Source organism: Martinezella sp. CNPSo 3795, from assembly GCF_057784475.1.
Window position 1 is genome coordinate 166275 of record NZ_JBXSOQ010000011.1, and the last position, 21311, is coordinate 187585.

At 60.0% G+C, this 21311-nt stretch carries 26 protein-coding genes; all 26 read right to left on the minus strand.

Translation table 11 applies throughout. The features are described 5' to 3' along the window. Window positions 1–7: 7 nt before the first annotated feature. Complete coding sequence (locus AC13QY_RS25615) at window positions 8–787, minus strand: putative phage tail protein (RefSeq protein ID WP_488494152.1); 780 nt, start codon at window positions 785–787, stop codon at window positions 8–10. Next, window positions 777–1859: a baseplate J/gp47 family protein gene (locus AC13QY_RS25620; RefSeq protein WP_488494153.1), complete on the minus strand. Its 1083-nt coding sequence runs from the start codon at window positions 1857–1859 to the stop codon at window positions 777–779. The genes AC13QY_RS25615 and AC13QY_RS25620 overlap by 11 nt, the downstream gene beginning before the upstream one ends. Further along, on the minus strand, window positions 1831–2367 hold the full coding sequence (locus AC13QY_RS25625; RefSeq protein WP_488494154.1) for a phage GP46 family protein: 537 nt from the start codon (window positions 2365–2367) through the stop codon (window positions 1831–1833). The genes AC13QY_RS25620 and AC13QY_RS25625 overlap by 29 nt, the downstream gene beginning before the upstream one ends. Window positions 2368–2369: 2 nt before the next feature. Beyond that, entirely contained in the window at window positions 2370–2591 is a 222-nt protein-coding gene (locus tag AC13QY_RS25630; protein WP_488494155.1) for a hypothetical protein, read from the minus strand. Between the two features lie 200 nt (window positions 2592–2791). Continuing rightward, window positions 2792–3247, minus strand: a complete 456-nt coding sequence (locus tag AC13QY_RS25635; protein ID WP_488494156.1) for a phage baseplate assembly protein domain-containing protein — start codon at window positions 3245–3247, stop codon at window positions 2792–2794. Beyond that, a complete protein-coding gene (locus tag AC13QY_RS25640) occupies window positions 3244–4284 on the minus strand; it encodes a phage baseplate assembly protein (protein ID WP_488494157.1) in 1041 nt (346 codons plus the stop codon). The genes AC13QY_RS25635 and AC13QY_RS25640 overlap by 4 nt, the downstream gene beginning before the upstream one ends. 8 nt (window positions 4285–4292) lie before the next feature. Continuing rightward, window positions 4293–4919: a hypothetical protein gene (locus AC13QY_RS25645; RefSeq protein WP_488494158.1), complete on the minus strand. Its 627-nt coding sequence runs from the start codon at window positions 4917–4919 to the stop codon at window positions 4293–4295. An 11-nt stretch (window positions 4920–4930) separates the two neighbouring features. Continuing rightward, window positions 4931–5395 carry a DNA circularization N-terminal domain-containing protein gene (locus AC13QY_RS25650; RefSeq protein ID WP_488494159.1) on the minus strand — a complete coding sequence of 155 codons (465 nt, stop codon included), beginning with the start codon at window positions 5393–5395 and terminating at the stop codon, window positions 4931–4933. Further along, window positions 5395–7419, minus strand: a complete 2025-nt coding sequence (locus AC13QY_RS25655; RefSeq protein ID WP_488494160.1) for a phage tail tape measure protein — start codon at window positions 7417–7419, stop codon at window positions 5395–5397. The genes AC13QY_RS25650 and AC13QY_RS25655 overlap by 1 nt, the downstream gene beginning before the upstream one ends. Before the next feature lie 3 nt (window positions 7420–7422). Beyond that, window positions 7423–7989 carry a hypothetical protein gene (locus AC13QY_RS25660; RefSeq protein ID WP_488494161.1) on the minus strand — a complete coding sequence of 189 codons (567 nt, stop codon included), beginning with the start codon at window positions 7987–7989 and terminating at the stop codon, window positions 7423–7425. A gap of 64 nt (window positions 7990–8053) precedes the next feature. Beyond that, a complete protein-coding gene (locus AC13QY_RS25665) occupies window positions 8054–8350 on the minus strand; it encodes a hypothetical protein (RefSeq protein ID WP_488494162.1) in 297 nt (98 codons plus the stop codon). A gap of 68 nt (window positions 8351–8418) precedes the next feature. Further along, window positions 8419–8793, minus strand: coding sequence for a phage tail tube protein (locus AC13QY_RS25670; protein WP_488494163.1), 375 nt, complete (start codon window positions 8791–8793; stop codon window positions 8419–8421). Window positions 8794–8820: 27 nt separating this feature from the next. Then, entirely contained in the window at window positions 8821–10308 is a 1488-nt protein-coding gene (locus tag AC13QY_RS25675) for a phage tail sheath subtilisin-like domain-containing protein (protein WP_488494164.1), read from the minus strand. Continuing rightward, window positions 10305–10502 carry a hypothetical protein gene (locus AC13QY_RS25680; RefSeq protein WP_488494165.1) on the minus strand — a complete coding sequence of 66 codons (198 nt, stop codon included), beginning with the start codon at window positions 10500–10502 and terminating at the stop codon, window positions 10305–10307. Before AC13QY_RS25680 ends, AC13QY_RS25675 begins: the two co-directional genes overlap by 4 nt. 14 nt (window positions 10503–10516) lie before the next feature. Continuing rightward, on the minus strand, window positions 10517–11227 hold the full coding sequence (locus AC13QY_RS25685) for a hypothetical protein (RefSeq protein WP_488494166.1): 711 nt from the start codon (window positions 11225–11227) through the stop codon (window positions 10517–10519). 1 nt (window position 11228) lies between these two features. Beyond that, a complete protein-coding gene (locus tag AC13QY_RS25690) occupies window positions 11229–11621 on the minus strand; it encodes a hypothetical protein (RefSeq protein WP_488494167.1) in 393 nt (130 codons plus the stop codon). Between the two features lie 2 nt (window positions 11622–11623). Further along, window positions 11624–12094, minus strand: coding sequence for a hypothetical protein (locus AC13QY_RS25695; protein ID WP_488494168.1), 471 nt, complete (start codon window positions 12092–12094; stop codon window positions 11624–11626). A gap of 104 nt (window positions 12095–12198) precedes the next feature. Then, the gene (locus AC13QY_RS25700; protein WP_488494169.1) at window positions 12199–13209 is read right to left on the minus strand and encodes a major capsid protein; all 1011 of its coding nucleotides are present in this window, start codon (window positions 13207–13209) and stop codon (window positions 12199–12201) included. A gap of 11 nt (window positions 13210–13220) precedes the next feature. After that, complete coding sequence (locus AC13QY_RS25705; RefSeq protein WP_488494170.1) at window positions 13221–13859, minus strand: head decoration protein; 639 nt, start codon at window positions 13857–13859, stop codon at window positions 13221–13223. Window positions 13860–13861: 2 nt separating this feature from the next. Further along, entirely contained in the window at window positions 13862–14413 is a 552-nt protein-coding gene (locus AC13QY_RS25710; protein WP_488494171.1) for a hypothetical protein, read from the minus strand. A gap of 4 nt (window positions 14414–14417) precedes the next feature. After that, window positions 14418–15347, minus strand: coding sequence for a S49 family peptidase (locus AC13QY_RS25715; protein WP_488494172.1), 930 nt, complete (start codon window positions 15345–15347; stop codon window positions 14418–14420). Window positions 15348–15358: 11 nt separating this feature from the next. Next, on the minus strand, window positions 15359–15631 hold the full coding sequence (locus AC13QY_RS25720) for a hypothetical protein (RefSeq protein ID WP_488494173.1): 273 nt from the start codon (window positions 15629–15631) through the stop codon (window positions 15359–15361). Beyond that, window positions 15628–17262, minus strand: a complete 1635-nt coding sequence (locus tag AC13QY_RS25725) for a phage portal protein (RefSeq protein ID WP_488494174.1) — start codon at window positions 17260–17262, stop codon at window positions 15628–15630. Before AC13QY_RS25725 ends, AC13QY_RS25720 begins: the two co-directional genes overlap by 4 nt. Next, window positions 17244–19220: a terminase gpA endonuclease subunit gene (locus AC13QY_RS25730; protein ID WP_488494175.1), complete on the minus strand. Its 1977-nt coding sequence runs from the start codon at window positions 19218–19220 to the stop codon at window positions 17244–17246. The genes AC13QY_RS25725 and AC13QY_RS25730 overlap by 19 nt, the downstream gene beginning before the upstream one ends. Beyond that, window positions 19217–19819, minus strand: a complete 603-nt coding sequence (locus AC13QY_RS25735) for a hypothetical protein (RefSeq protein ID WP_488494176.1) — start codon at window positions 19817–19819, stop codon at window positions 19217–19219. Before AC13QY_RS25735 ends, AC13QY_RS25730 begins: the two co-directional genes overlap by 4 nt. Before the next feature lie 672 nt (window positions 19820–20491). Continuing rightward, on the minus strand, window positions 20492–21292 hold the full coding sequence (locus tag AC13QY_RS25740; protein ID WP_488494177.1) for a hypothetical protein: 801 nt from the start codon (window positions 21290–21292) through the stop codon (window positions 20492–20494). Between the last annotated feature and the right edge of the window lie 19 nt (window positions 21293–21311).

A 21311-nucleotide genomic window follows, 5' to 3' on the forward strand; every position in this document is an offset into this window, starting at 1 on the left:
GACACCCTCAATAGGTTTTAACAATGAGATGATTGCCAGCGCTGTCCGTGAGCCGGTTTCCAGCGCTATCGGTGAGATGCTCGATGAGAACGAGAACCGGCTCTGTCCAGGCAGGCGCTAGGCGGCGCAGAATGCAGAGCAAGCGCTCGCCGTCGCCGAGGTCGAAGAGCGGATCGAGGCCGCATTCCGATTCTCCGCAAGTAAAGTAATCGACCGCCAGATTGCTGACCTGGACGATCCAGTAACATTCCTGTCTGGCGTCGCCGACTGTGTGTTCGCCACCGCACTCCGAGAAACCACATTCAAAGATAGCGGGCTCTTCTATCGTGATCTCAAAACCATAAGCGGCTGCGACACGAATAAAGTCGCCAGGTGTGATGACGGCCTGGCTGTTGACCTTGGCCGCCAGCGCACGAAGCCGCTCCGCCACGCTGGTCTCGCCCGTCACGCAATTGTCGGGCAGGCCGTATTCTGCCTCCCATTCTGGCAGAAGCTCGTCGACACCCTGAACGCTCGCGTTACGCGCCAGCTTCCAGATCCTCTGATAGAACCACTGAAAGCTGTCGAGCAGCACACGCATCAGGCTGGCTGTGTTACTGACGAGCGATACGGCCTGACCGTCCGGCGATCCCCATGCAGGCCCTTGCGGTAGCATCGCTAACGCCGCGCCGATCAGGTCGTCATTGGTCGGGTTAGCCAGCGCATCAAAGGGTGCCGTAACAGCGACCACGTCATCGGCATTTGACGGGAGCGACGTGACCGTATTGAGAGCCGGATCACGCGCCATAGGTGATCGTCCCCAAGGTAGGAAACTGTCCGTTGGTCATGATAGGGTCGCTTGAAGGCTCCGCCAATACATGACGATCTTCGCCCGAAACCCCGGAAATCGCTTCATCGATCCACGACCGCGAAACAGTAAACGTGTTGCCGACAATGCCAGGGCGGCACCTGGCGAGGAACATGGCCGAAATCGCTGCGGCAATCCCGGCACGGATCTCCGGCGTGTCAGCGGACAGGCCATCGATGGTGATGTCGATCGGCGCTGCCGTGGGAGCGACAACAACGCTATCATCAACACGGATCAATCGCTTGGCATCGACCTCGTCCTGTACCGCAGCTACGTCTGCTGACAGAGGAATGTAGTTCGGGCGCCCCTCGAAAAGGAAAAAGACGAACAGCGTTCCCGGCGACAGCGTGCCTCGAAAAGCCCAGGCCGCCTTGACACCCGGAACGGCAAGCACGATACGCTCATAGTCCGTCAAGGTGCCGCCGCCTGGCGGATTGCGCTTTCTCTGCAGGCCTCGTGCACGAAGACTATCATCCAGCTCGATATCCGCACCCCCACCGATCCCGGCTGATGTGATCGTCCAGCTCGTACCGAGATCAGGGTAAAGCACCGGATCGGCAAGCGACAGCAGACCGTCGCCTTCGCGGTTTGCGTTTGATCCCTTCGTCTCCGATGTGATCGAGAGCACCAGGGTGCCATCAGCCGCAGCAGTTGCAGGAGCGGTCGACAAGTATGTTACATTGCCGGAGATGAACCTCACACCAGCCGGATAAGTGACGAGCGCCGCTCCAGCGCCGCCAATAATCCCGGAGGCGGCAGCTGCCGGCTTTCGAAAGATACCGACATCAGAACACAGCAGCTCCAGCCACTTGCCCGTCGCCGACGTGATGAACATCTGCCTGACGAGATAAGCAATGCGCAGCTCGGCTTCGTGCATCAGGCCGGCAAGCACCTTGCCGATGATCGTCACGAAATTGTTCGGAAGCGCGGTGTCGGTCCCGGGCAGATATTGCCGGAATGCGCCGCGAATGCGCGCGGAAACCTCAGTCAGAGAGCGGATATTCCACGCCATTGATCTGATCCCAGAGAAGTTCGAATTTATTGTCGTAGATTTTCGCGCCGTCCCGCCCATAGAGCGAAACTTGATAGGAGACCCGGTTGCCGGGCCGGTCGACAGTCACGGCGACATCGATATGTGCGACAACCTGGACCGTGAGCAGTGGCTGCAAGGCTTCGCGAACGTAAGCCTCTAACTTGACTTCGATCCCGTCATAAATTGCCGATCGCCGAAGCAGCCAGAGCCGGGAGCCGAGCGGCTGCTCACCCGGCCCCATGTCGAAACTGTCGCCGATCCAGCCGCGATTTTCATCGCCATCGCGCAGCTCGCTCGCATCGACCCGGCGATCCGTCATCAGATAGATCAGGACCGCCGTCGCAAGCCCCTGCTCCGACCGGAAATCTCCGGGCGCGTCGGGATGCGTTGTGGAATTGATGATGAGGTCGCCAACTTCACCATCCCAGCCGAGATCCGGCGCGCGATATGGATCGTCGACATCCTCGACCGGGATGATTTTGAGCATGATCAGTCAGCCGGCGTGAAATCGAGATTGTATGACCGACCCGGCACAAACACGATTGCTGCGTCGGGATTATCGACCAGCATCCGCAATTCGCCCCATGGCGTCGCCTTGGTGAAGCGGCCATCCTCGGACTGAATATCCTCGGAATAAACCGTGTGGAGGAAAACGGTATTGTCCTGTTTTCCAGTGCAAGTGAACTTGGCTCTTACAACGGGTGCGCTCATGCGTCTTCTCCTTGATGTCGCTCATTCGTTACCGTGATCGGGCGCGAGCGATCGCCCAATTCATCGAAACTCTGGGGACCGTTGCGCGACCGTCGAAGCGCCCGGTTTCCCCTTCGGCGAGTCTGCCTCTGTCACGCGGTATCCTTGCACGCGTCCGCACACGATCGCCGCGCAGTCGCCCGCGCATTCAAATGTCTCGATCACGCTCCACCGTCGCCATCACCGTCGGTGATCGACCCGGTCGCGCTGAGATTGCCGTTGAGGGTGACATCACCATTGATGGTCACTGGCCCGTTGATGGTCCAACCACCGTTCGCTGTCAGCGTCGCCGTCCGGCTGCCGACATCGATGACAAGTCCAGGCGTTATCAGCTTCACGATACCGCCCCACATATCGTAGATGGCGGAAGCGCCGACCGGGAGGCCGGTCGGCCGATGTTGAGGGTGTTCTCCACCCAGAATATATGCCTGGTCTGCGGAGCCATTGGCTGAAAACAACAGGCCTATCGATCCGGCCGGCGGGTTAGACATGAAGCCGTGCGGCTCGATGCGGGCGATCTTGGTGTAGGCATCGTTATACAGCGAGCGGCCACTCAGAAACTGCTGCCCACGACGCTCGGTTAGAGAGCCATCCAGCTGGATACGATCAATTGTCATTGTTCTTCGAAGTCCACATCGTTGGCGAGCGGCGCCGAATAGACTTTCGCCGACTTTCCGCGAGGGTTCTCGCCACCCAGCGCTCGAGGGTCGCAAAGTTCGAGAACTGACGTTGTGCCGTCGTCGCCCTGATGCAGGGTCACACCCTTGATGAGCATTAACCCGTCAATTCCTATCCATGGATCAGAAACCTGTACCAGCCAGTTCGGCGACCAGATCTTTCCTGCCGCATCGCGCCACCCGGTTACTGTAATCGAAGCAGTCGTTCCGTTCCCGGCACCACGCTTCGAATGCCACCCTGCGCGCTTCTTCATGCGATCCGTGGTTGTTTCACCTTCGTGGCGCAGGATCAGGACGCGGCGCCGTGAGACACCTTTGTCCTTCACCCTCGCCTCTGCGCGGAGTTGTTGCTTGCCGACGCCATCGCTCGACTGGCCACGGACCTTCACCTCGGAATAGCGATGGCGACCCGTCAGATGCGAACTGGCCTTCTTGATGTTCACGCCGAAGATGAGGCGGCCGCTATGCGTTCCTTCCGGCTTAGTCGCAAGCTTCAGCTTTCCCTTGGGCGTGTCGTAGATCAGGACGCCGCGACCGCGGGCGCGGCGCTCGATCGAATGAAAGAGACTTTCTCCCACCCGCAGCTTATGCCTCGGCTCAATTGGCAAGCTGCCATCATCCTCGATGCCAATACCATTGTCGTCGAGTTCGCGTGCAATGCCTGCCAGGTCATTATCCATGATCTCGCCAGTCTTGTGATCAGCCGAGCACTCGACCGCATCCACTGTGCGCGAGACGATGGAGATAGAAAGGGACCGGCTATCGGCGTCATGTGATGGCTCGACATCCCGAACGTAGCCCGTCAGCACCAGGTCTCCGGTCGCCGTGATTTTGGTAGCCTGATCCGGCGCCACCGGAACGCCAACACCCTCCGGGATAACATCGACGGTGGCGGTTCGTGCAGCCTCTTCAGCAGACAGTTTGATCGTTACTTCCTTGTGAGGCGGCAGCCCCTCGATAATGACAGTTTCAAACATTTGCAGTCTCAGGAAGCCAGAGCATCAAACGCAGTTGGCATGACGAGCGGCGTCGCCGAGCCGGCAATATCGACCAGGTCGCCTGCACGGGTGGCATCGCCATAGAGCTGATAGGCCAGAACCGTCGACGGCAGGGAAATCCCGGTCTGGATGCGAACGATCGGAACCGCATTGGCGGCAAGATCGGAAACGAGACGGCAGGCAACCTCGACGATCGACGCAAGCCAGGAATAAAGATCAGCTCCATCGCCGCCCATGGCAGACGCCACGGCCAGACCGGCATCACCGGCCGCCGATATCCGGCTGCGTGCCTTCCGCGCCTGCGGCCGCGACCGCCAGCTGACCCGGCCCGCTGCGATCGAGAGACCAAGCGCGACAAGAATGGTCATCGCGTCGAACGTATCACCCGCAGAAACCGTGTCCGGGATGATGATCATGTCGAAGCCGGTTGCGTCCGTCACGCTCTCCGCGATCACCCGCGTGATGTCCAGCACTTCCAGCGCGAAAGCATCAACATCGAGGTTAGTCGCCGCAACGATGCGATCAGCCGTGTCGGCGAGATCGTCCGCATCCGTGACGATGGCCGCACACAGGTCCGCCAGCCACGACAGGATCGTGTCTTTATTCGCAGCCATCGAAAATACCTTTAGAACAAGCGCGAAAAGCCGGAGGCAGCTAAGGAAATTCCGGCCGCCACTACGGCGGAGATATCGCCAATCGATAGGGCCGCGACCGGCAATGCGCCATCGGGAACGAATGTCACGTCGAAGCGGATGTAATAGATTCGATCCCTTTGGCGCGTACGACGAAACCCCTCCGCATGAGCCATCATGCCACCATCCATCGGCATGATGAGCATCCCCGGACCAGGCACGCTGCAAGCCGCTTGAATGGCCTTGGCCTTGAGATCAGCGTCATCACCAAGCAGGTAGCCGGTGACATCGAAGCTCTCGACGGCCTTGCCCATATCTTCCGGCAGGGTAACCTCCCCGCCGGCATAGGTATGTTTCGCGAGCCGACGACCGCCGCTCAGATCCTCACCGTCGACGAGAAAAGGCACACCGCGAAAGCTCGCCGGCTGCAGGGTTTTTCGCCAATCGCGTGTTGCCATCATAAGCCTCCATTGCCGCCGGTATTTCCTCCCGGCGGTGCGGCTGCGAAGGTGTTGCTCTTGCCGGTATCCGCGTTGACGCGTCCAGTCCGGCTTGCGGCAGGCGCGGCGGCCACGCCAGTGTTGAAGACCCTCGCAGCGGCCGAGAGATCGGCAGCCGCGCGCGAGATTGCGGCCCCGACATCCATGCCGGCAACCCGGAATGCCGATGCGCTATCCTTGATAGAATCGCTCGCCTGTTTACCGCCATCGGCAACTGCTTTGCCGGCCTCATCGGCCGTCTGCTTGAAATCACCAGTATCAACCTTGATGGGCAACTCATCCTTGGACGGATGCTCACCAGGCCCAAGCGCCGAGCCGCGCATCTGCGGGACATCGATACTTAGAGCATTCTTCCAATCTCGCCGGGATGGGACGCGGAAGAAATTTTCGAGTGTGCCGCGCCAGCTACTAAAAGCGCTTGGCGGAGCTTTGACCGGCGGCGGCTCCGGGACGGTCGAATACTGCATGCCGTCACGATGAAGATCCGGACCAGCTCGGCTTGGAACGACGATCGGCATGCCTTGTCGACCGACCGAAGGCTTGTTGACCCCACGCTCGTACCGCCGCTTGTTATATCGCTCCAGAAATTCCGGATCGCTATAGCCGGCACCTTTGGCGATATCGTCCGCCTCGTCGCTTTGCGACGCTCCACCAAATGGCAAATGGGCAGCAATCCACGTCTCGCGTGCCCAATAGCCTTTGCCCTGTTTCGTCAGCCCCTCACGCAACGCCGTTCCGTAGTCGAGATCGTTCGAAATCGCATTCATAACCGGCACGGCAGGCCCGGCAATTGCCTTGCCGGCGCTGTTCCACATCTTGTCCCAGCTGCTCTGCAGCCGGTCGACCGAAGCCTGGGTATCGCCGAGGACGCGATTGAGATCGCGAAACACAGTTCCATCGACTTTATCGCCATTTACCGCCTTCAGGAACCGCTCCATGCTGTCGGCGCTGGTCATCAGGGACTGCATGCCGAGCCGCATCTGCTGGTCGTTGAACAGCAATGGCAGCTTGGAAAGGTCGCCTTTGGTCGCCTGGATGGACAGCCGCGTGAAGGCTGAGATAACATCCTCGCCATTCTTCTTGGCCTTCTCCATCTCCTTATTGAGATCGACGCCCATCTTCTTGAAATTCTTGACCGTCTCCTGCGAGTTCATCTTGCCGAAGATGTTCTGGACATAGACGGCCGCGTCGGCGGCATTGCCAGTATCCTCGCGCACCGTCTGGAGGATGGCGATCAGTCGCTTTAGGCCGCTTTCGCCTGTATAGCCCAGAGAGGCGAAGGAATTCGCCAGATCCGGGATATACATCGCCATGTCCTTCAATTCGAACTGGCCGGCCTTGCCGCCCGTCACCATGATATCGAAGGCATGCTGCATATCGCCGGCCTGGATCTTCAGGGCCGACGAGGCTTTCAACGCTGTATTGGCGATATCTTCCGTCGCGGCGCCAGAGGCCTGGGCTGTCGCGAGAACCGACGGAAGGAAAGACATCGCGTCCTTCAGGTTCATGCCCGACGATACGAGCGTGTCCAGAGCGGTGATTGCCTTGTCGATGGGCAAGGCCATGCTCTTCGACATGGTCTGCAACTGCGTGAAGGCAGCTGTGGTTTCCTCGCCCGTCGCCTCGGCCGTGATGCCGATGCGGTTCATCTCGCGCTCGACCGCGGCGAAATCGACCAGCGCCTTCTTGGCGCCGGCCGCGACAATCGCTGGTGCTGCATAGCGGGCAACGGTACCGAACGCCTCACGCGTCGCACCCGCCATCGCGCTTGTCCGGCGCGTAACCTGTTGCGACGACTTCTCGATATCGCGCAGGCGGCGATTGACTTCCGCCGTCGTCTTGCCGAGGTCCTTGGCAACCCGGTTGAAGCCGGCGATCTGCTTTTCGACACCCCCGATGCGCGTGGCAACCGAGCGAAAGGCCGGCGAGGTATTGTCCTTGCCGTCGATATCCAGCTCGGCACGGATCTTGCGATTTGCCACGGATCAGCGCCCCAGTTTCGAGAGGATGAATTCCAGCTCATGCACGTAACGGGGCAAGAGCGAAGTTTCGATGAGTTCGGCCAGAACATCGAGATAGACGTCTGGGTTGTTCGTGATGGCGTGCGCCGGGTTCGGCCCGAAAAGCTCGCGGATCTGCTCGCGCTTCGGATTGCTTCCCATGCGCGTACCGGGGATACGCTGGAACACCCCGACGTGCCCACTCTTCATCATGGCGATGAAGGCGTGCTTGTAGGATCCGCGCAGATTGACGTAGACCCCCTGCGCATTCTGCACCGCGCCGAGACGCTGCAACGGTATCCAGCCGGACTCGACGACGACCCTCGATGTGTTACCGCCGGCGTTGAAAGCGGCCGTCGTCAATTTGGCGACGATCTCTTTCGGAAGCTTCACATGCTTGGCATTGCGCTCGACGATGCGTGGCCGCGCCATCTGCGTCATGCGACGCATGGCGCGCGCCATGGCCTTGGACTTGATCTCGCCTGGAACGCGCTCAAGAGCCCGACGCAACCGTACCAGGTCGCGATCGTCAATCCGAAGATCGGAAAACATCAGGAACTCTGCTTCTTGAAAAAGCTACCAGCCCGCGCAAGCCAAAAGGCCAACTGCGGGAGCGTCAGGCTTTCGATCTGCGTCGCGGACCATCCGAGCCGGAAGACGAGGATGTCGACGGCGTCTTCGATGCCGTCGTATCCCAAAAAAAATCGCAGACGGCTCGCTCCAGCTTCAGGGCATCGAGCGGCTCAAGCTGCATGATGCAGTCGTAACCAGGCTCAACAATAATCCGCTGGAGATAGGCATCCACAACGGAGGGATACGAGACCATCACCATAGAGCCGTCGCTGGCGCGCTGCCATTCCTGAGGGCGCCCGAGGCCTTCCACGAAGATTTCGACGTACGTGGGCTTGCGCAAAATGACCTCCTTAAAGGCCTTGTCGTGCGCAGTGTACGTCCTCGAGAGTTTAACAGGCTCGCGCGACATCAACTATTGGTCCTGTTATATTTAGGGGCATTGATTGTGAGACCGGTGACTTCACCGGTCTTGCGATTCTGTTGGGGTTCACCGGTAAAGAACGCGTCGGTGAAGTAATGCGTCACACCGGAAAAGTCTTCGATGAAGGTCACATTGAACCTCGGTGAACGCATCAGAGCATCGTAGTCGAGCCCGCGATCAGCGAAGCTGATCTCAGCTGTTGCCGGCTTATTCGTACCAGTGCGATCAATGGACCCGTCATCGTTCGTCTCGGCCTGGACGGAGATGCGGGACACGTTAATGTTGAGCGTGGCGCGCAAGGGCAATGTCACACCGGTCGACAGGCGCACGGTGATGATGCCGCCGAAATCTTGACCTGACATGGATGGTGTCTCCTTTGTTGGCCCGCCTTAGGCGGCAGCAAACTGGCTGTAAGCGGTGGCAAGACCCGCAAAGATGTCGAGCGGGTTGACGAAATCGAGCGACAGCGAGATGTTCACGCGGTCAGCGTTGTCTCTATCGCGCGTGACAACCATTGCGGCGAGCGCGGCTTCCGAATTTTCGAGCACGCCGGACATCTGCTGATAGCTATGGAACAGCGTCGCCTTGATGTCTTTGACGGTCGAGATCGACGGCAGATTGTCGGGATTGCTGTCGGCAATCGCCTTGTTCGAATGCTCTGCCGCGAGATCGGCCCTGAATTTCTTTAGCGCATAGGTGAGCTGATAGATCTTCTGGACATCGCGGAAAGTCGTGTCCGGCGCGCCATTGGTCGTCTGCTGCTGGGTGATGATCTTGTCGATCATCACATTGCCGCTGCGATCCACCTTCCACGTCGAAACACCATTTTTCAGCATCGTGTCGCGCGTCGCGTAGTCCATCCAATAGTTCCGGTCACGCGGTGCGGACAGGCCCTGGACGACAAGGCCGGTCTGGTTGCGCGACACATCGCCGTTGGCGCCGCCGCCCGACCAAGGAGCGATGCGGGCCGTGAATGCCGCAACCCAGAGATAATCCGGTTCGGCGAAGCCGCCGGCGGAGAAGCGCGGGATCATCGTCAGGTGCCAGGTGTCCTTGCTGAGCGCCTTCGTGATGAGGTTAGACGAGGTATCCGTCGCCGGATAAAAGGCATGGCCATATAGCTGCTGTGCATAGGACCAGCGGCCCGAGACGGTGTTAAGGAACGCGTCCAGCAGAGTGAGATTGGCTGCATCGCCGAAGGCGGAGGCAATCATCTCGAAAGGATCATCGTTCATGGCGGCAAGAACATTGGCGACGCTCGGAACGCCGGCGCCGGCTACGCTGGTGGCGAAGGTCAGCAGCCCAGTGAAGGCGTTCACCGTATCGAGCACGGGGATATAGACATCGATCCCGGTCGCATAAGCGCCCTTGTGGCGCGCCGTCAGGGTCACGACATTGGTCGCAGCGGTCGCCGTGAACGGAAGGGAGACCTTCGTCAGCGGATTGTAGTAGCCATTGATGGCGGCTGCGAGAGCGGCTGCAACAGCATTTGCTGTGTCGCCAGCATTGATCTGTAGCGAAATGCTCTCGCCCGCGATCTGCAGAACGCCCTGACCTCCTGCGGCAGGTACCGCGCCGACCGTAATGGTGCGCTGCTCGGCGGTACCAGTATCGTCGACACGCCCGATCCAGATCTCTTGCGCCGGAGCATTGAGGCGAGCGATCAGGAACATCGCCTCAAGCTGCGAGCCGACGCCGGCGAGAATGCGAACATCCATCGACGAGCCGCATGCTGCGATAGCGCCGGCGGCGAGCGCTCCTGCGGCCAAGCCGTGACCGAGAAGGATAAGACGGTTTTCGCTCTCGAAAGCACCGCCGCTTGTCACGTCGAAGGCCATCAGCGGCGCCGTCAGGTTGGCGGGAATATTCGAGGTCATGGCTGGTCACCTCCGGTATCGACGCCCTGGCCCTTCTTCTGGCTGGCGGACGGTGTTTCGGGTTTCAGGACGAGATCGCCTTCGAGGATGAGGCGCTGCTCGAAATGGTTGAGCGGATTGACCGCCCTGCCCTCCTCGGGCCACAGAACAGGAAGGCGCGCACCGTCGCGCGGCACGTAAATGTCGTCAGGCATGACAGGCTCCGATTTTAGGGAGAGAGATTTTTCAAACCGGCCTCAACCGATCCGATGGTGCCGCTGATTTCAGTTAGCGCCGGCAATGGCTCGGCCACGAAGTGGGCCGCGAGCGCGGCAAGCTTTTCCTTGGCGTAAGAGCCATCTGGCAGCGCCTCGTAAACGGACTTGATCGGTTCCGGCAGGCCACCCTGATCCATACTGAGATCGTCATCACGGATGGAACAATGCATACGGATCGTGACGCGATGCCATCGCAAACCGAAATCCGGGACTGCCATTGTCTTGTACTCGGTCTCTTCGATAGAGCGGACAAGGCGACGCCAGGCGAGGCCAGCCTGACTGCGCTCAAGAAGCCTGCGCACCTGAGCGCACAGCGCCGCCAATACCAGACGCGCTTCCGGATCATCGCCAGCCATTGCATCGACGAAATCGACACCATTCTCGGAGGCTTTTACCGCCAGTTCCGCAACGATATCGAGCCATGCGTCAGCCTCGGTGTCCCAGGCTGCTGCGTGATCACCGCGCAACTTGACGCCGCTCTCCGGCGTGTACAGCGATAGGACCGGCGTGTAAGGCGCGTCTTGGCGAAGGTCTTCAAGCGGCGCTGCACGGCTATCATAAACAAGCCTGCCAGCAAGCGTCGGAAAGGGTCCATTCGGTTGCGAGGCGGTCGGGCACAGCACCTCGATCGCGATCAATCGCAGCGCTTCCGCACTCAGCATATCAGGCCCTCACGAGAAAATAGGCAGGTCGGACCGTGCCATCCTGGCCGATCGCCGCAACCTTCCAGACAACGCCATCCGCTTCGACGAAATCTTCGCGCTGCGGCTGCCAAGGCCAATTGCCGCTATGCGCCGTCAGTACGGCATCATAGGAGACCGTATCGCTGCGATCGCCGCGAAGGCCCGGATCGGGAGACAAATGCCGCCAGATCTTTGTGCTCGGCGGCTCCAGCTCGACGGTGCCCATGAAGTCGAAAGCAGGTCGGTCCGGATCATCCCGCGGCTTATGATTGACGGACTGGCTGACCGCCCTGCCGCGGAAACGACATGGCGTCACGTCGAAGGTATCGGCGCACATCGTCTCCAGATTGCCTAAGGCAGACGACCAATTCATGATTAGGCCTGCAAGACGGCAAGGGCTTCTTCGGCCTTGGTGAGTTCGGTCTGCGCATCAGCTTTTGCGGCATCGTCGGCAGCAGCAGCGAGTTTGGCATTGGCGTCATCCACCGCCTTTTGCGCTGCTGCGAGATCGGAAGCCTTTTTCTGTTCGGCCGCCAACCGCGCTTGATCTGCTGCAGCCTTCTCCGTGGCGATGCGCGCCTGGTTGGCGGCATCAGCATCAGCCTTGCGTTTGGCGTCTTCTGCCGCTGCTGTGGCCTTGCGCTCTGCTAGTCGCTTTTCAATGATGGCCTCGGCCATTTCTGTCGCATCGTAAGCGAACTTGTCGTCAATCAGATGCTGGCCATAATCAGCCGGAACCGGTACCGGTGTATGCGCCGGCACTTTAAAGTCTTTTTTCTCACCGATTATAGCAGCGGGAAGAATGCCGCCGTGCGCGAATGCGATGAAGATTGTCTTCTTTGCCATGGTCAGCTCCTTCTCGTTTCCAGATGCCCACGCGAATGAGCGTCGGAAAACGAGAAGCCGGAATGTCACCGGCTTCTTTTATTTAGCTTGTTGACGATGTTTATTCAGGCGAGCGTCAGCTTGCGCAGGACCTGCGGTCGTGTGCAGAGCGAAATCGAATTCATCTGCACTTCGAGGTCATAACCCTTGCCATTCCGCTTCTCGATCATGCGGGAGTAGAACGGAAGGCCGCGCGTATTGACGGTCTCGTTGTAATCCGCTGGTCCGAACCTGGTGAGGAAGAGGCCAGGAACACCTTCGACGACAAGACGGCCCTCATCGGCGGCGATGTACGGCGCACCAAGATCCGACGTCGCTTTCGCGCCCGTCTTGTAGCGCTCCCAAGTCGCTCCGCCGAATGTGAAGACGTCCGGAACGTCCGATCGAAGAACGACAGCACCGGAATTGATCACGAACTGTTCGCGGACCGATTTATGGTTCCATAGAGCCTTGTGAAAATCCCTGCCGGTGAAGACGCGGATGCCTGTATATGGTTCATCGAGTGCATCTTCGACGCCATAGACGACATCCTGGAAGAGCGAGGGAACAGGTGTCGTGTCGACATCGAGGTGGAGGCTGACCGGCGCCGGCACGGCAATGCCGAAGACGTTGTAAAGATCGTGCAGCACCTTGCCCGATTTCGACGTGACGATACCTTTAATGCCGCCGACGCGCTGGTGTTCGAGCGTCATGGTCAGGTCGGAGGCGTGGCGCTGCGCCTTTCGAACGACGCGCCCCTGCAGATCTTCCGGCATGTTTTCCGTGCCGAACTCGCGAACACCCTGCACTTCGTCAGCAAGCACGCTGTCGTTGCGCTGATAGTGATCGATTTCGAAAGGGATTTTCTTGCGGGTATCGTCGCCAGTCGTCTCGCCATCGCCGCCACGGGCAGACGGCTCTACGAGCGCAAGCTGACCATCACGAAGTTCGACGGAAATTATGGTCGTCGGAACACCATCTTCCTCGAAGAGGCCACTCTTGGAGACCTGGCCAGGACGATAATGCTCCTGGTTGACGGCGGCCGTCAGCGTTTCAAGGCTGAAGGGATCGCCGGTATGGACATTGGGTGCAGGCATGGGCGTTCTCCTTAGCGTGCCTTGATGCCGACGGCGCGAAGCTGCGTCAGCTTGGTGTTGCGTTTGGTGTCATCGTTGACGGTGGCGTCGAAGATGAGCATCGGGTTCTTCACTTCGGCGTCGTTGGTGACGGCCACGACCTCGACATCTTCCGAGGTGGCATCAACGCCATAGCCGAGGATGGCTACCGCAACCTGCGAACCATCGGCGGCCGTGGCCGGAGACGGAACATATTTACCGGTACCGGCGGCGACGGTGATATCGAAGCCATCACCGGCGACAAAGGCAGTCCCGCCGGCCGTCGTGGTGAAGCCGATATCGTTGGCGTTCGCCACGCCATTGACACCGTCCGGGAGGGCGAAGCCGTCCGGATCGGTCAGCGTCCATGCGGTGGCGGCGGTGAAGCGCAGCTTGTAGATGCCGACCTTGGCGCCATCGAGCACGGTCACCGCGCTAATCGTGCCATTGCCGGTATTGCCACCAGCCTTTGCGGCGGCGGTTGCAGCGCCATAGGCCACCTTCCCGAGAACAGTGCCGGCTTCAAGCTTGCCAGAACCGGACTTGATGACGATGCTCTCACGCGAGATGTAGCCATTGCCTTCCGAGAGGATGAAGGCAAGGGAACGAGCCTTTTCGATAAAGGTCTCCATGATCATGCTCCCTTCAGGTCGGCACGGCGCTTGTCATAGATCGACTGAGCGCTGAGTTGGTTTTTCTGTTCGGTCGGAGCTGCGGCCGCAGGCGCTGCCATTGGAGCAGCCGCCTGGCGGCGACTGTCATAGGCCTGCTGCTTGTTCGGCTCGGTCACCGTTGTCGCGGCGACATTCGCCGTGACGAAGGCTGTGACGGCCTCGGCGGCCATGTCCGGCGATCCCATGGCGAGATCGAGCGCCGCGCTCATGCGCTTGCCATCGCCCTTGATGCCTTCGGCTCCAAGGATGGCGCCGAGGCGTTCATTGGCGGCCTTGGCGCCTTCGGCTCTGCCTGCGGCAGTAGCGTTGGCGATGGCCGCAGCATCGGCGGCAACAGCAATGGCTGCGGCGGCCGCATTCGGAGTATCAGACATCTGACCCTCTTCGGTTGTTGCCGCCGCTGGCGGCGCTTCGGAAATGGATGCGGTTGCATCCGGTTCGTCCCCTTCCAGGGATAGGTCGGCCGATCCGGGACGCACGGCGGCCCGGATTGCGGCAAGCAAACTGGTCATTGGATCAACTCCGGTTGACTTCAGCGACGAAGGTATTGAAGGCGTCGACCGGATCGCCGATCGCGTCCACCAGGCCGAGCGCGAGAGATTCCTTGGCGTCGAAGGCGTCAGCTTCCGTCGAGAGCGCCCTCGCCTTCGTGATGCGGCGCGATCGACCCTTCGAAACCGTCTCGGCGAACTTGTCCCGCATGGTATCGATCTGGGCCTGCCATCTATCGGCGACACGGGCTGGCAGAGCCTCGTATGGGTTGCCTTCCGCCTTGTTCTTGCCGGAGCGGATGATCGTCACGCGAATGCCGGCATCCTCAAGAGCCTGCGAATAATCGGCATGCATCATGATGACGCCGATCGAGCCCGCGCCGCCGAACTCCGGCATGACGGCCTGCCGCGCCTGGCTGGCGAGAAGGTAGCCAGCCGAATAGGCATAGTCGGTCAGGATCGCAAGCGTCGGCATTTCACGCGACATGGCCTGCATGGCGGCAGCAGTCTCAAAAGCGCCATTCACCTCGCCGCCGAATGAATCGACTTCGAAGACAGCACCCTTGATCCGCTTCTGCGCGTAGGCCTGCCGAGCTGCGGCGATCTGCACCTGCAAGCCCTGATAGGACGTCTCGCCTGAAGAAGCCCCTACCCATGCACCCTTGTGGATCAAGCTGCCTTCGATCGGAATGATGGCGACGTTGTCGACGACGTCGAACGGCTGCAGGTTGGCACGCTGGTAAGCACGGCCGAGCCTGTCGCCGACCTTGCCGGCGGATGGCCGGCCGTTAGCGAACGCAGTATGGTCGACGCCGCCGTTGCCATTGGCGATAACGATCTCCGAACCGGTGATGCGCGGCCCGAGAGCACGCACGAAGGTCTCCGCCTTGCGTTCGTCATAGAGAAGCGGCGTATCGAAGATCCTCTGCGAGATCTGCGCGAAAGCGAAGCTCATCGTCGGTTTCCTCAGTGGTGCCAGCGGATCGACTTGGCGAAGCGAGTGCGCTTGCCATTGGTCTTTTTCTGGCAGGCATCGGCCAGCCGGTTCAGCGCGACGTTAAGGTCATCCATGCTCGTGCTCGCAATCTGCATGCGGCGCTGGCCAACAGGCGACTTGATCTCGACTTCAGAGACCTGCTCGTTGGCCAGGCGCTTTAGCTTGACGGCGTAGAGCGCCTGGTAAACTGCGCACGGGTCGTCGATGTCGACGTCCACGCCACCGATCTTGATTGTCGTCATTGCGCCGGAGCCTTCGGGTTGTCGGTTTGATCGCTTGCCGCGGGATCACTCGGAGCGCCAATGCGGAATGGCGATGGCAGGCCGGCCTCCTCATAACGCTTATGCTCAAGCACGCGCTGTTCGAAGACCTCATCCGGATCTAGGCCGAGTTCGGCGCACTCGTGAGCCAGGGTCGTCGTTCCGTTTCTGATCCGCTCGCTCGACGCCTTCGCGGCCTTGCCGTCGTCAGCCGTAGGCTTCGCCGGACCTTGCCACGTTGCCCAGCAGACTTTGTCACGGTTGGCAAAGAATGCGTCATATCCGCCCTTGAACGGGATCTCGCCGGTACCGATCTGCTCATCGAGCCATGCTTCATATGGCATCTGATAGTGCGGCGAAGCGATGCGATCTCGGCGACGCTGGACAACAGACCAGATCGATGAATTTTCCATGCGCACCGACGAATAGGTTGCGCTGGTATAGTTCATCGTAAGGCCACCGAAAGTGATGCCGAGTGCCCTTGCCATATCGCGGGCAAGGCTGTCCGCAAACGGCAGATATTCTCCGCCGGGGATCTTGGCCGTTTCGATACCGAGCTTTTCACCAGGCGCGAGATGCGAAACCGTCGGATCGGTGCTGACATTGATCTTCGATTCCGCGGCGCGATCGAGCTGCGCCTTGAAGTAGTCGACGAAATCGCTCGCGATCGCGTCAGCGCCAAGGCCTCCCGCTTCCTTCAACGCCTCCAGGGCTTCGAAAGCATCACTGCTCGGCGCATCGCTGGTCAACGTGATGGCATAGACCGTCTGGAGGATCGCCATCTGCAGCGTGGCATCGTCTAGCATTTCTGCCTGCAGATGCCGCCGGAAGGCCGGAGCGATCGGCGAAATGCCGCGCACATCGGTGGCATCCTGCGGATCGAAGGCGTGAAGCACCATGCATCGTCCTTCGGCGTCTCGCGCGGCAAAATCCTGCGTGACTAAAAGGCCGTCCTGACGGTACCGAAAGCGGTAATGCGTGGATCGGCCGTTGGCATCATGAAAAATGCCCTGATATAGGCCGACAACCTCCTGCGTATCCCGAACCAGCCATGTCGGCGGCACCATCATCATCTTCGTGCCGGTGCCAATGCCGTATCGACGGCGATCGGACTGATCCATATAGGTCAGGCGCCCGGTGCTCTCGCCATAGGCAATGAACCAGCGGATGCCGATGTCGGCCATCTGCGGAACGGTAAGCTTGCCGCGGTGATCGCATTCGGCCGGGTTCCACGCCCACTGTTTCCAGCGCTTCTTGACCAGAGAAATCCAGTCGCGGCGCTCGGCATCGTTATAACCGAGCGCTTCGAGATCCGGCGCCGGGTTCAAGGTCAGTTCGGTACCGACCGTATCGGCGATGATTTGGTCACATGCACCTTTCAGGCGACCGCTGTTTTGCAGCATGTCCATCGAAAGTGCCGCGACACGGTCCCAGACGCGGCGGATTTCGTCGCGATGCTCCCGCAGATAGGCCGGCTTCGACGAAATAACGCCGGAGCGCGTGTCTCGCAGATAGGCCTTTGGCTTCACGCCGGATGGTGCAGAGGCAGGCGCAATCGCCTTGCCGCTGGCCGCGGCGCGACTGCGCGGCTTGCTCAGCTGCGTTTTTTCCATCGGTTCTGCTTTTCCGGTTTTGGTTGCGCCGGTTCTGCTGGCGCCTGTTGGACTGGCTTTTGCGCGGCTGCCGCAACGACGCTCGGTGCGGCGAGAAGATCGAGCGGCGTCTCAGGCTCTTTCATGGCTCGAAGCTTCGCCCAATCAGCCGGCGACATCTTGGAGATACCGAGATGTTCAGCCATCGCCATTGCGTAGATGCGGCAATCAAGGAAGTGGTTATGCTCGCGGCGCTTCTTCCATTCCTCGTTGAGCTTCCCCTTGACCAGCTTGACATCGAAGTATTCCGACGTGAGTTGCTGGAAGAACTCCTCGCCAAGCCATTCGCCGAAATGGCAATAGCCAGGCGGATCGTTCGGCTCTCCGGCCTTCAGGCCGACCTTGTGCAAGTTGCCGTAGAACTCCGCCTTCAGCGACCACGTGCCGACGGCCCAGCTCATCGCCGAGCCATAGCGCTTCTTCTTGCCGCGCTTCGTGACCGATTTGCGGACCGGCGCGCTGATCGCCGGAATGCCGCGACCAGGCATACCCTTGATCGCATAGGCATTCGGATGCCGGCGGCACCATTCTAGCACCTGGTTGGTGCGATAACCGCTGTCGATGGCAAGAGCCTCGATCCGATGCAGGACGCCGAAGCTGTCGGCGAATTCCTGACTGACGAAAGCCTCGAAGAGTTTCCAGGCGCCAGCCTGAGGATTGTCGGTCGCGCCCTCAAAGAATTCGGCGAACACTGTCCAGCTTTGGCGATCCTGACCGTAGGCGATGCCTTCGCAATAGATGCCGTAGCCCTGCACGTCGGCGCCGGCGACGAAGATCAGTCCGCCGGCGGGAATGACGTATTGCGGGTAATCTTCCCGTCGTTCCATCAGCCGCTTGTGATCCGGCGCATTGCCCTTCATCGCATAGGGCAAGCCCAGCGTCAGATTGTGATAATCCTTCGCCCCACTCTCTCCCTTGCCCTCGGAGCCAAGAAAGTCCTCCGCGATAGCCTCATAGGACATCATCAGAGAGACGAAGGCGTCGACATGAAAGCCAGGATGACGATCATGGCCAGGCAGCGTCTGGATGTATCGGCCGCCGCGAACAGCGACGACACGCTCCATCTCCGAGATATGGTGCGAGCACTGGATGCATCGCATGACGGTTTTGTGCGGATGCGCTCGATCGATCAGCAGATTGGCATGCAATTGGATCTGCATCGTCCCGCATTCCGGGCACGCAATATGCCAGAAGCGCTGATCCGAGCGACGGAACGAGCGATCGATACGGCAATGGCCGGGACCATCGCCAAGCGGATCGCCGCTATCAAGCTCCGGCGTCGAAAGCTCGAGGATCTTGTACGTCTTCTGGCGGCGAAAGGCTGTGAAGCGCCCAAAAAACAGCGTCTCGGGATCGGTCCCGTCCGAGAACATCTCCCATTTCGAGACCTCGTCCTTGACCCCGAAGCGCGTCGTCTTGCCCGATAGATCCTTCTTGGTGTTGGTGTTGCCTAGATAGATAAACGTGTCGGCGCCGATCTTCTTCGTATAGATCGAGGAACCGGCCCCAAGCGGTGCGATCACGGCTTTTCCGGTCGTCTCCTGCCACTTGTCGATCAGCGGCTGCAGCTTGCCTGAGTTTAGATCCTCCAAGAGGTCTTTGCCCGGCACAGCATAGAGAGCGTTGTCCGGGCACATCTCCGCGATATAGAGCATCCATGACAATGCCAGGATCGACACACCGGTCTGCTGCGACTTGCGCACCGTCACCAGGTTGCAAGGATGCTCCTGGCTAAGGCAATCGGCAATCTCGACCAGATATGGCGCGCCATCCGGAGACCAGAACTCGCCCTTGCCCGTGCCATCGACCAGGACGACGTTCTTTCGCAGCCACTGCGAAAATGGTACCGGCGGCGTCGGCCTGATGGATACCGACAGCGCTCGTGAGGCGATGCGCAACGCGCCGGGATGGGCGTTCATTGCTCGTCAGCCTCAATCTGTTCGTCATGTTCCGGCGCGCTGTCAGCGATGGTAGCCAACGCATCGGCAATCTGATTGCCGAGATCAAAGGCCACCTTTCGAAGCGCCGTACGAGCGCCATGTACGCCCTCCTTCGAGACGGCAAGGGCGATTTCGTCCGCCGCATTCTGGAGCCGACCAACGATGCGCTGGATTTCCAAACCAACCGTCCGGTGAGCTGCCTCAAGCATGTCCTTGCGGACAAGCTGGCCAAGCTCTTCCTGATGGCGGATACGCTCGCGTCCAACCTTCAGCCATTCGGCTTGGCGACGCGCTTCATCGAAGCTTTCGCTGGGGTTGATCGGTGCGCTCGGAGCGCCGGCGCTCGTTACAGAGCGGATTGGCGCCGTCGCCTTGGCTGGATTGACGAACCTCTGGCGATACTCGTCGTAGTGCGCGAGCGAGATCTTCATGACCTGCCCTTGCGAGCCTCGCTCGACGGGCGTGTCTGTCCGTTCTTCCAAAAGCTTCTTGGCGGCCTTAGAGACTGCCGCCTTCGAAACTCCGTCGCGCTCAGCGATCTTCCCGATCGACCACATGACAAGATAATCGTCAGCCATGGATCGCTTTCGGTAAAACTGTTGTGGTGGTTTGCGGCCACCGCCACCTCTGTTCGCCCGAGGTGCTTACAGCGGGCTTGTTTGGTCCTTGGTCAGCATCGGCATGCAGTCGGCCTAACCTGCATCCCTTCTCCCCGGCTTCGTGGCTTCACCGGTGAACTGCTCTCGGTAGGCGGGCCCAAGACCTATTTCGCTGTCACCACGGCAGCGGCCGGGCTCTCCGGCGTGTCCTCTAGGCCCTCTGTGAAATGTTGACGGCGTTAACCGGCCCATTAACTAGGCCGTTAACCCGTTAACCCCGTTAACCCAATGAAAAACCTATTCAAACGCCCACCCCCGCGGGGTCCTCCGGGCCCGCAGGCGGGCGGAAACGGGGTACGGTCCCTTGACCGGAGGGGGTCGGGGGGGGTGACGGGTCGTGAAACATCGATGTTTCACGCAACTTTATTGCTGCTGGTCGCATTGATCATACGCATTCGGCTGCGACCAGACCGAATGCTGCGCGCCGCCATTACAGCGGCAGAGTTTCATGGCCGCCTCCATCCGCTTGGTGGGTAGGGCTGAAACGCAAAACCCGCCGGGCTTGCGCCTAGCGGGTTCGTCTAACCTTTTTCAGTGTGCTTACTCTATGTCAACACCGTGGCGCATTGCAAGGCCACTTCTCAAATAGTCTTATCCAACGATTTCAGAGGTTTGCGCGGAATTTTGCCGCAGATACTCGCGCAACCACGGCTGAAAATCACCGCGAAACTCTGTCAGTTCGTGTGCCGCCAGCCTCCCCGAAAGGGCATTGTGCAGCTCTGACAGGGCAGATTGCCATATCGACCATTCGAAACGGGAGATGATCGCACCGCGCAGCGGCGCGGAAAGCTCGAACTTCCGGTATGCGCCCCGCAACGGCCGGCGGCTGCGCTTGTCACGACCATCGGTCTCGTATTCATAGGCCCTGCCGAAAGCATCCTTGGCCGTCCGAAGAATGAACCATGCCGGCTTGCCGGCCCGCTCGACCATCCGCTCCGCCGGCCGCACTGCAGACCATTCCGGCCCACGACCGAGGATCGCGGACGTGATGACCAGGTTCACAACATGCGCACCCTGCTGGACATCGCGCTTGATCTGCAATTCATCCACGACGCGCGCGACTTCCGCCGCGATCAGTCCGCGTTCGTCCGTCCATTCCGGAAACGGGTTGACCGACAGGTCGATCTCGAAGCCGCCGCGATCTGCCAGCTCGCGCACCGCGTCGCCTACCTCGACGGCATCCGGATGCGGATTGCCGCCATTGGTCACGAAATCAGGGATGACCCCGTAATAGTTCGGCGTGCGGTCGATCAGCGTCCCCAGTTCCGCCATGCCGGCGAAAGCCTGCCATCCACCGGCGATCGAGCCGCCTTCGGTGCCAGTCGCCCCGACCTTGCAAAGCTCCTGAGTAAAAGCCCAGGTCAGAAGCGTATCTATGGTCACTTTCTTCATCTTGGTATCCTTGGAGACA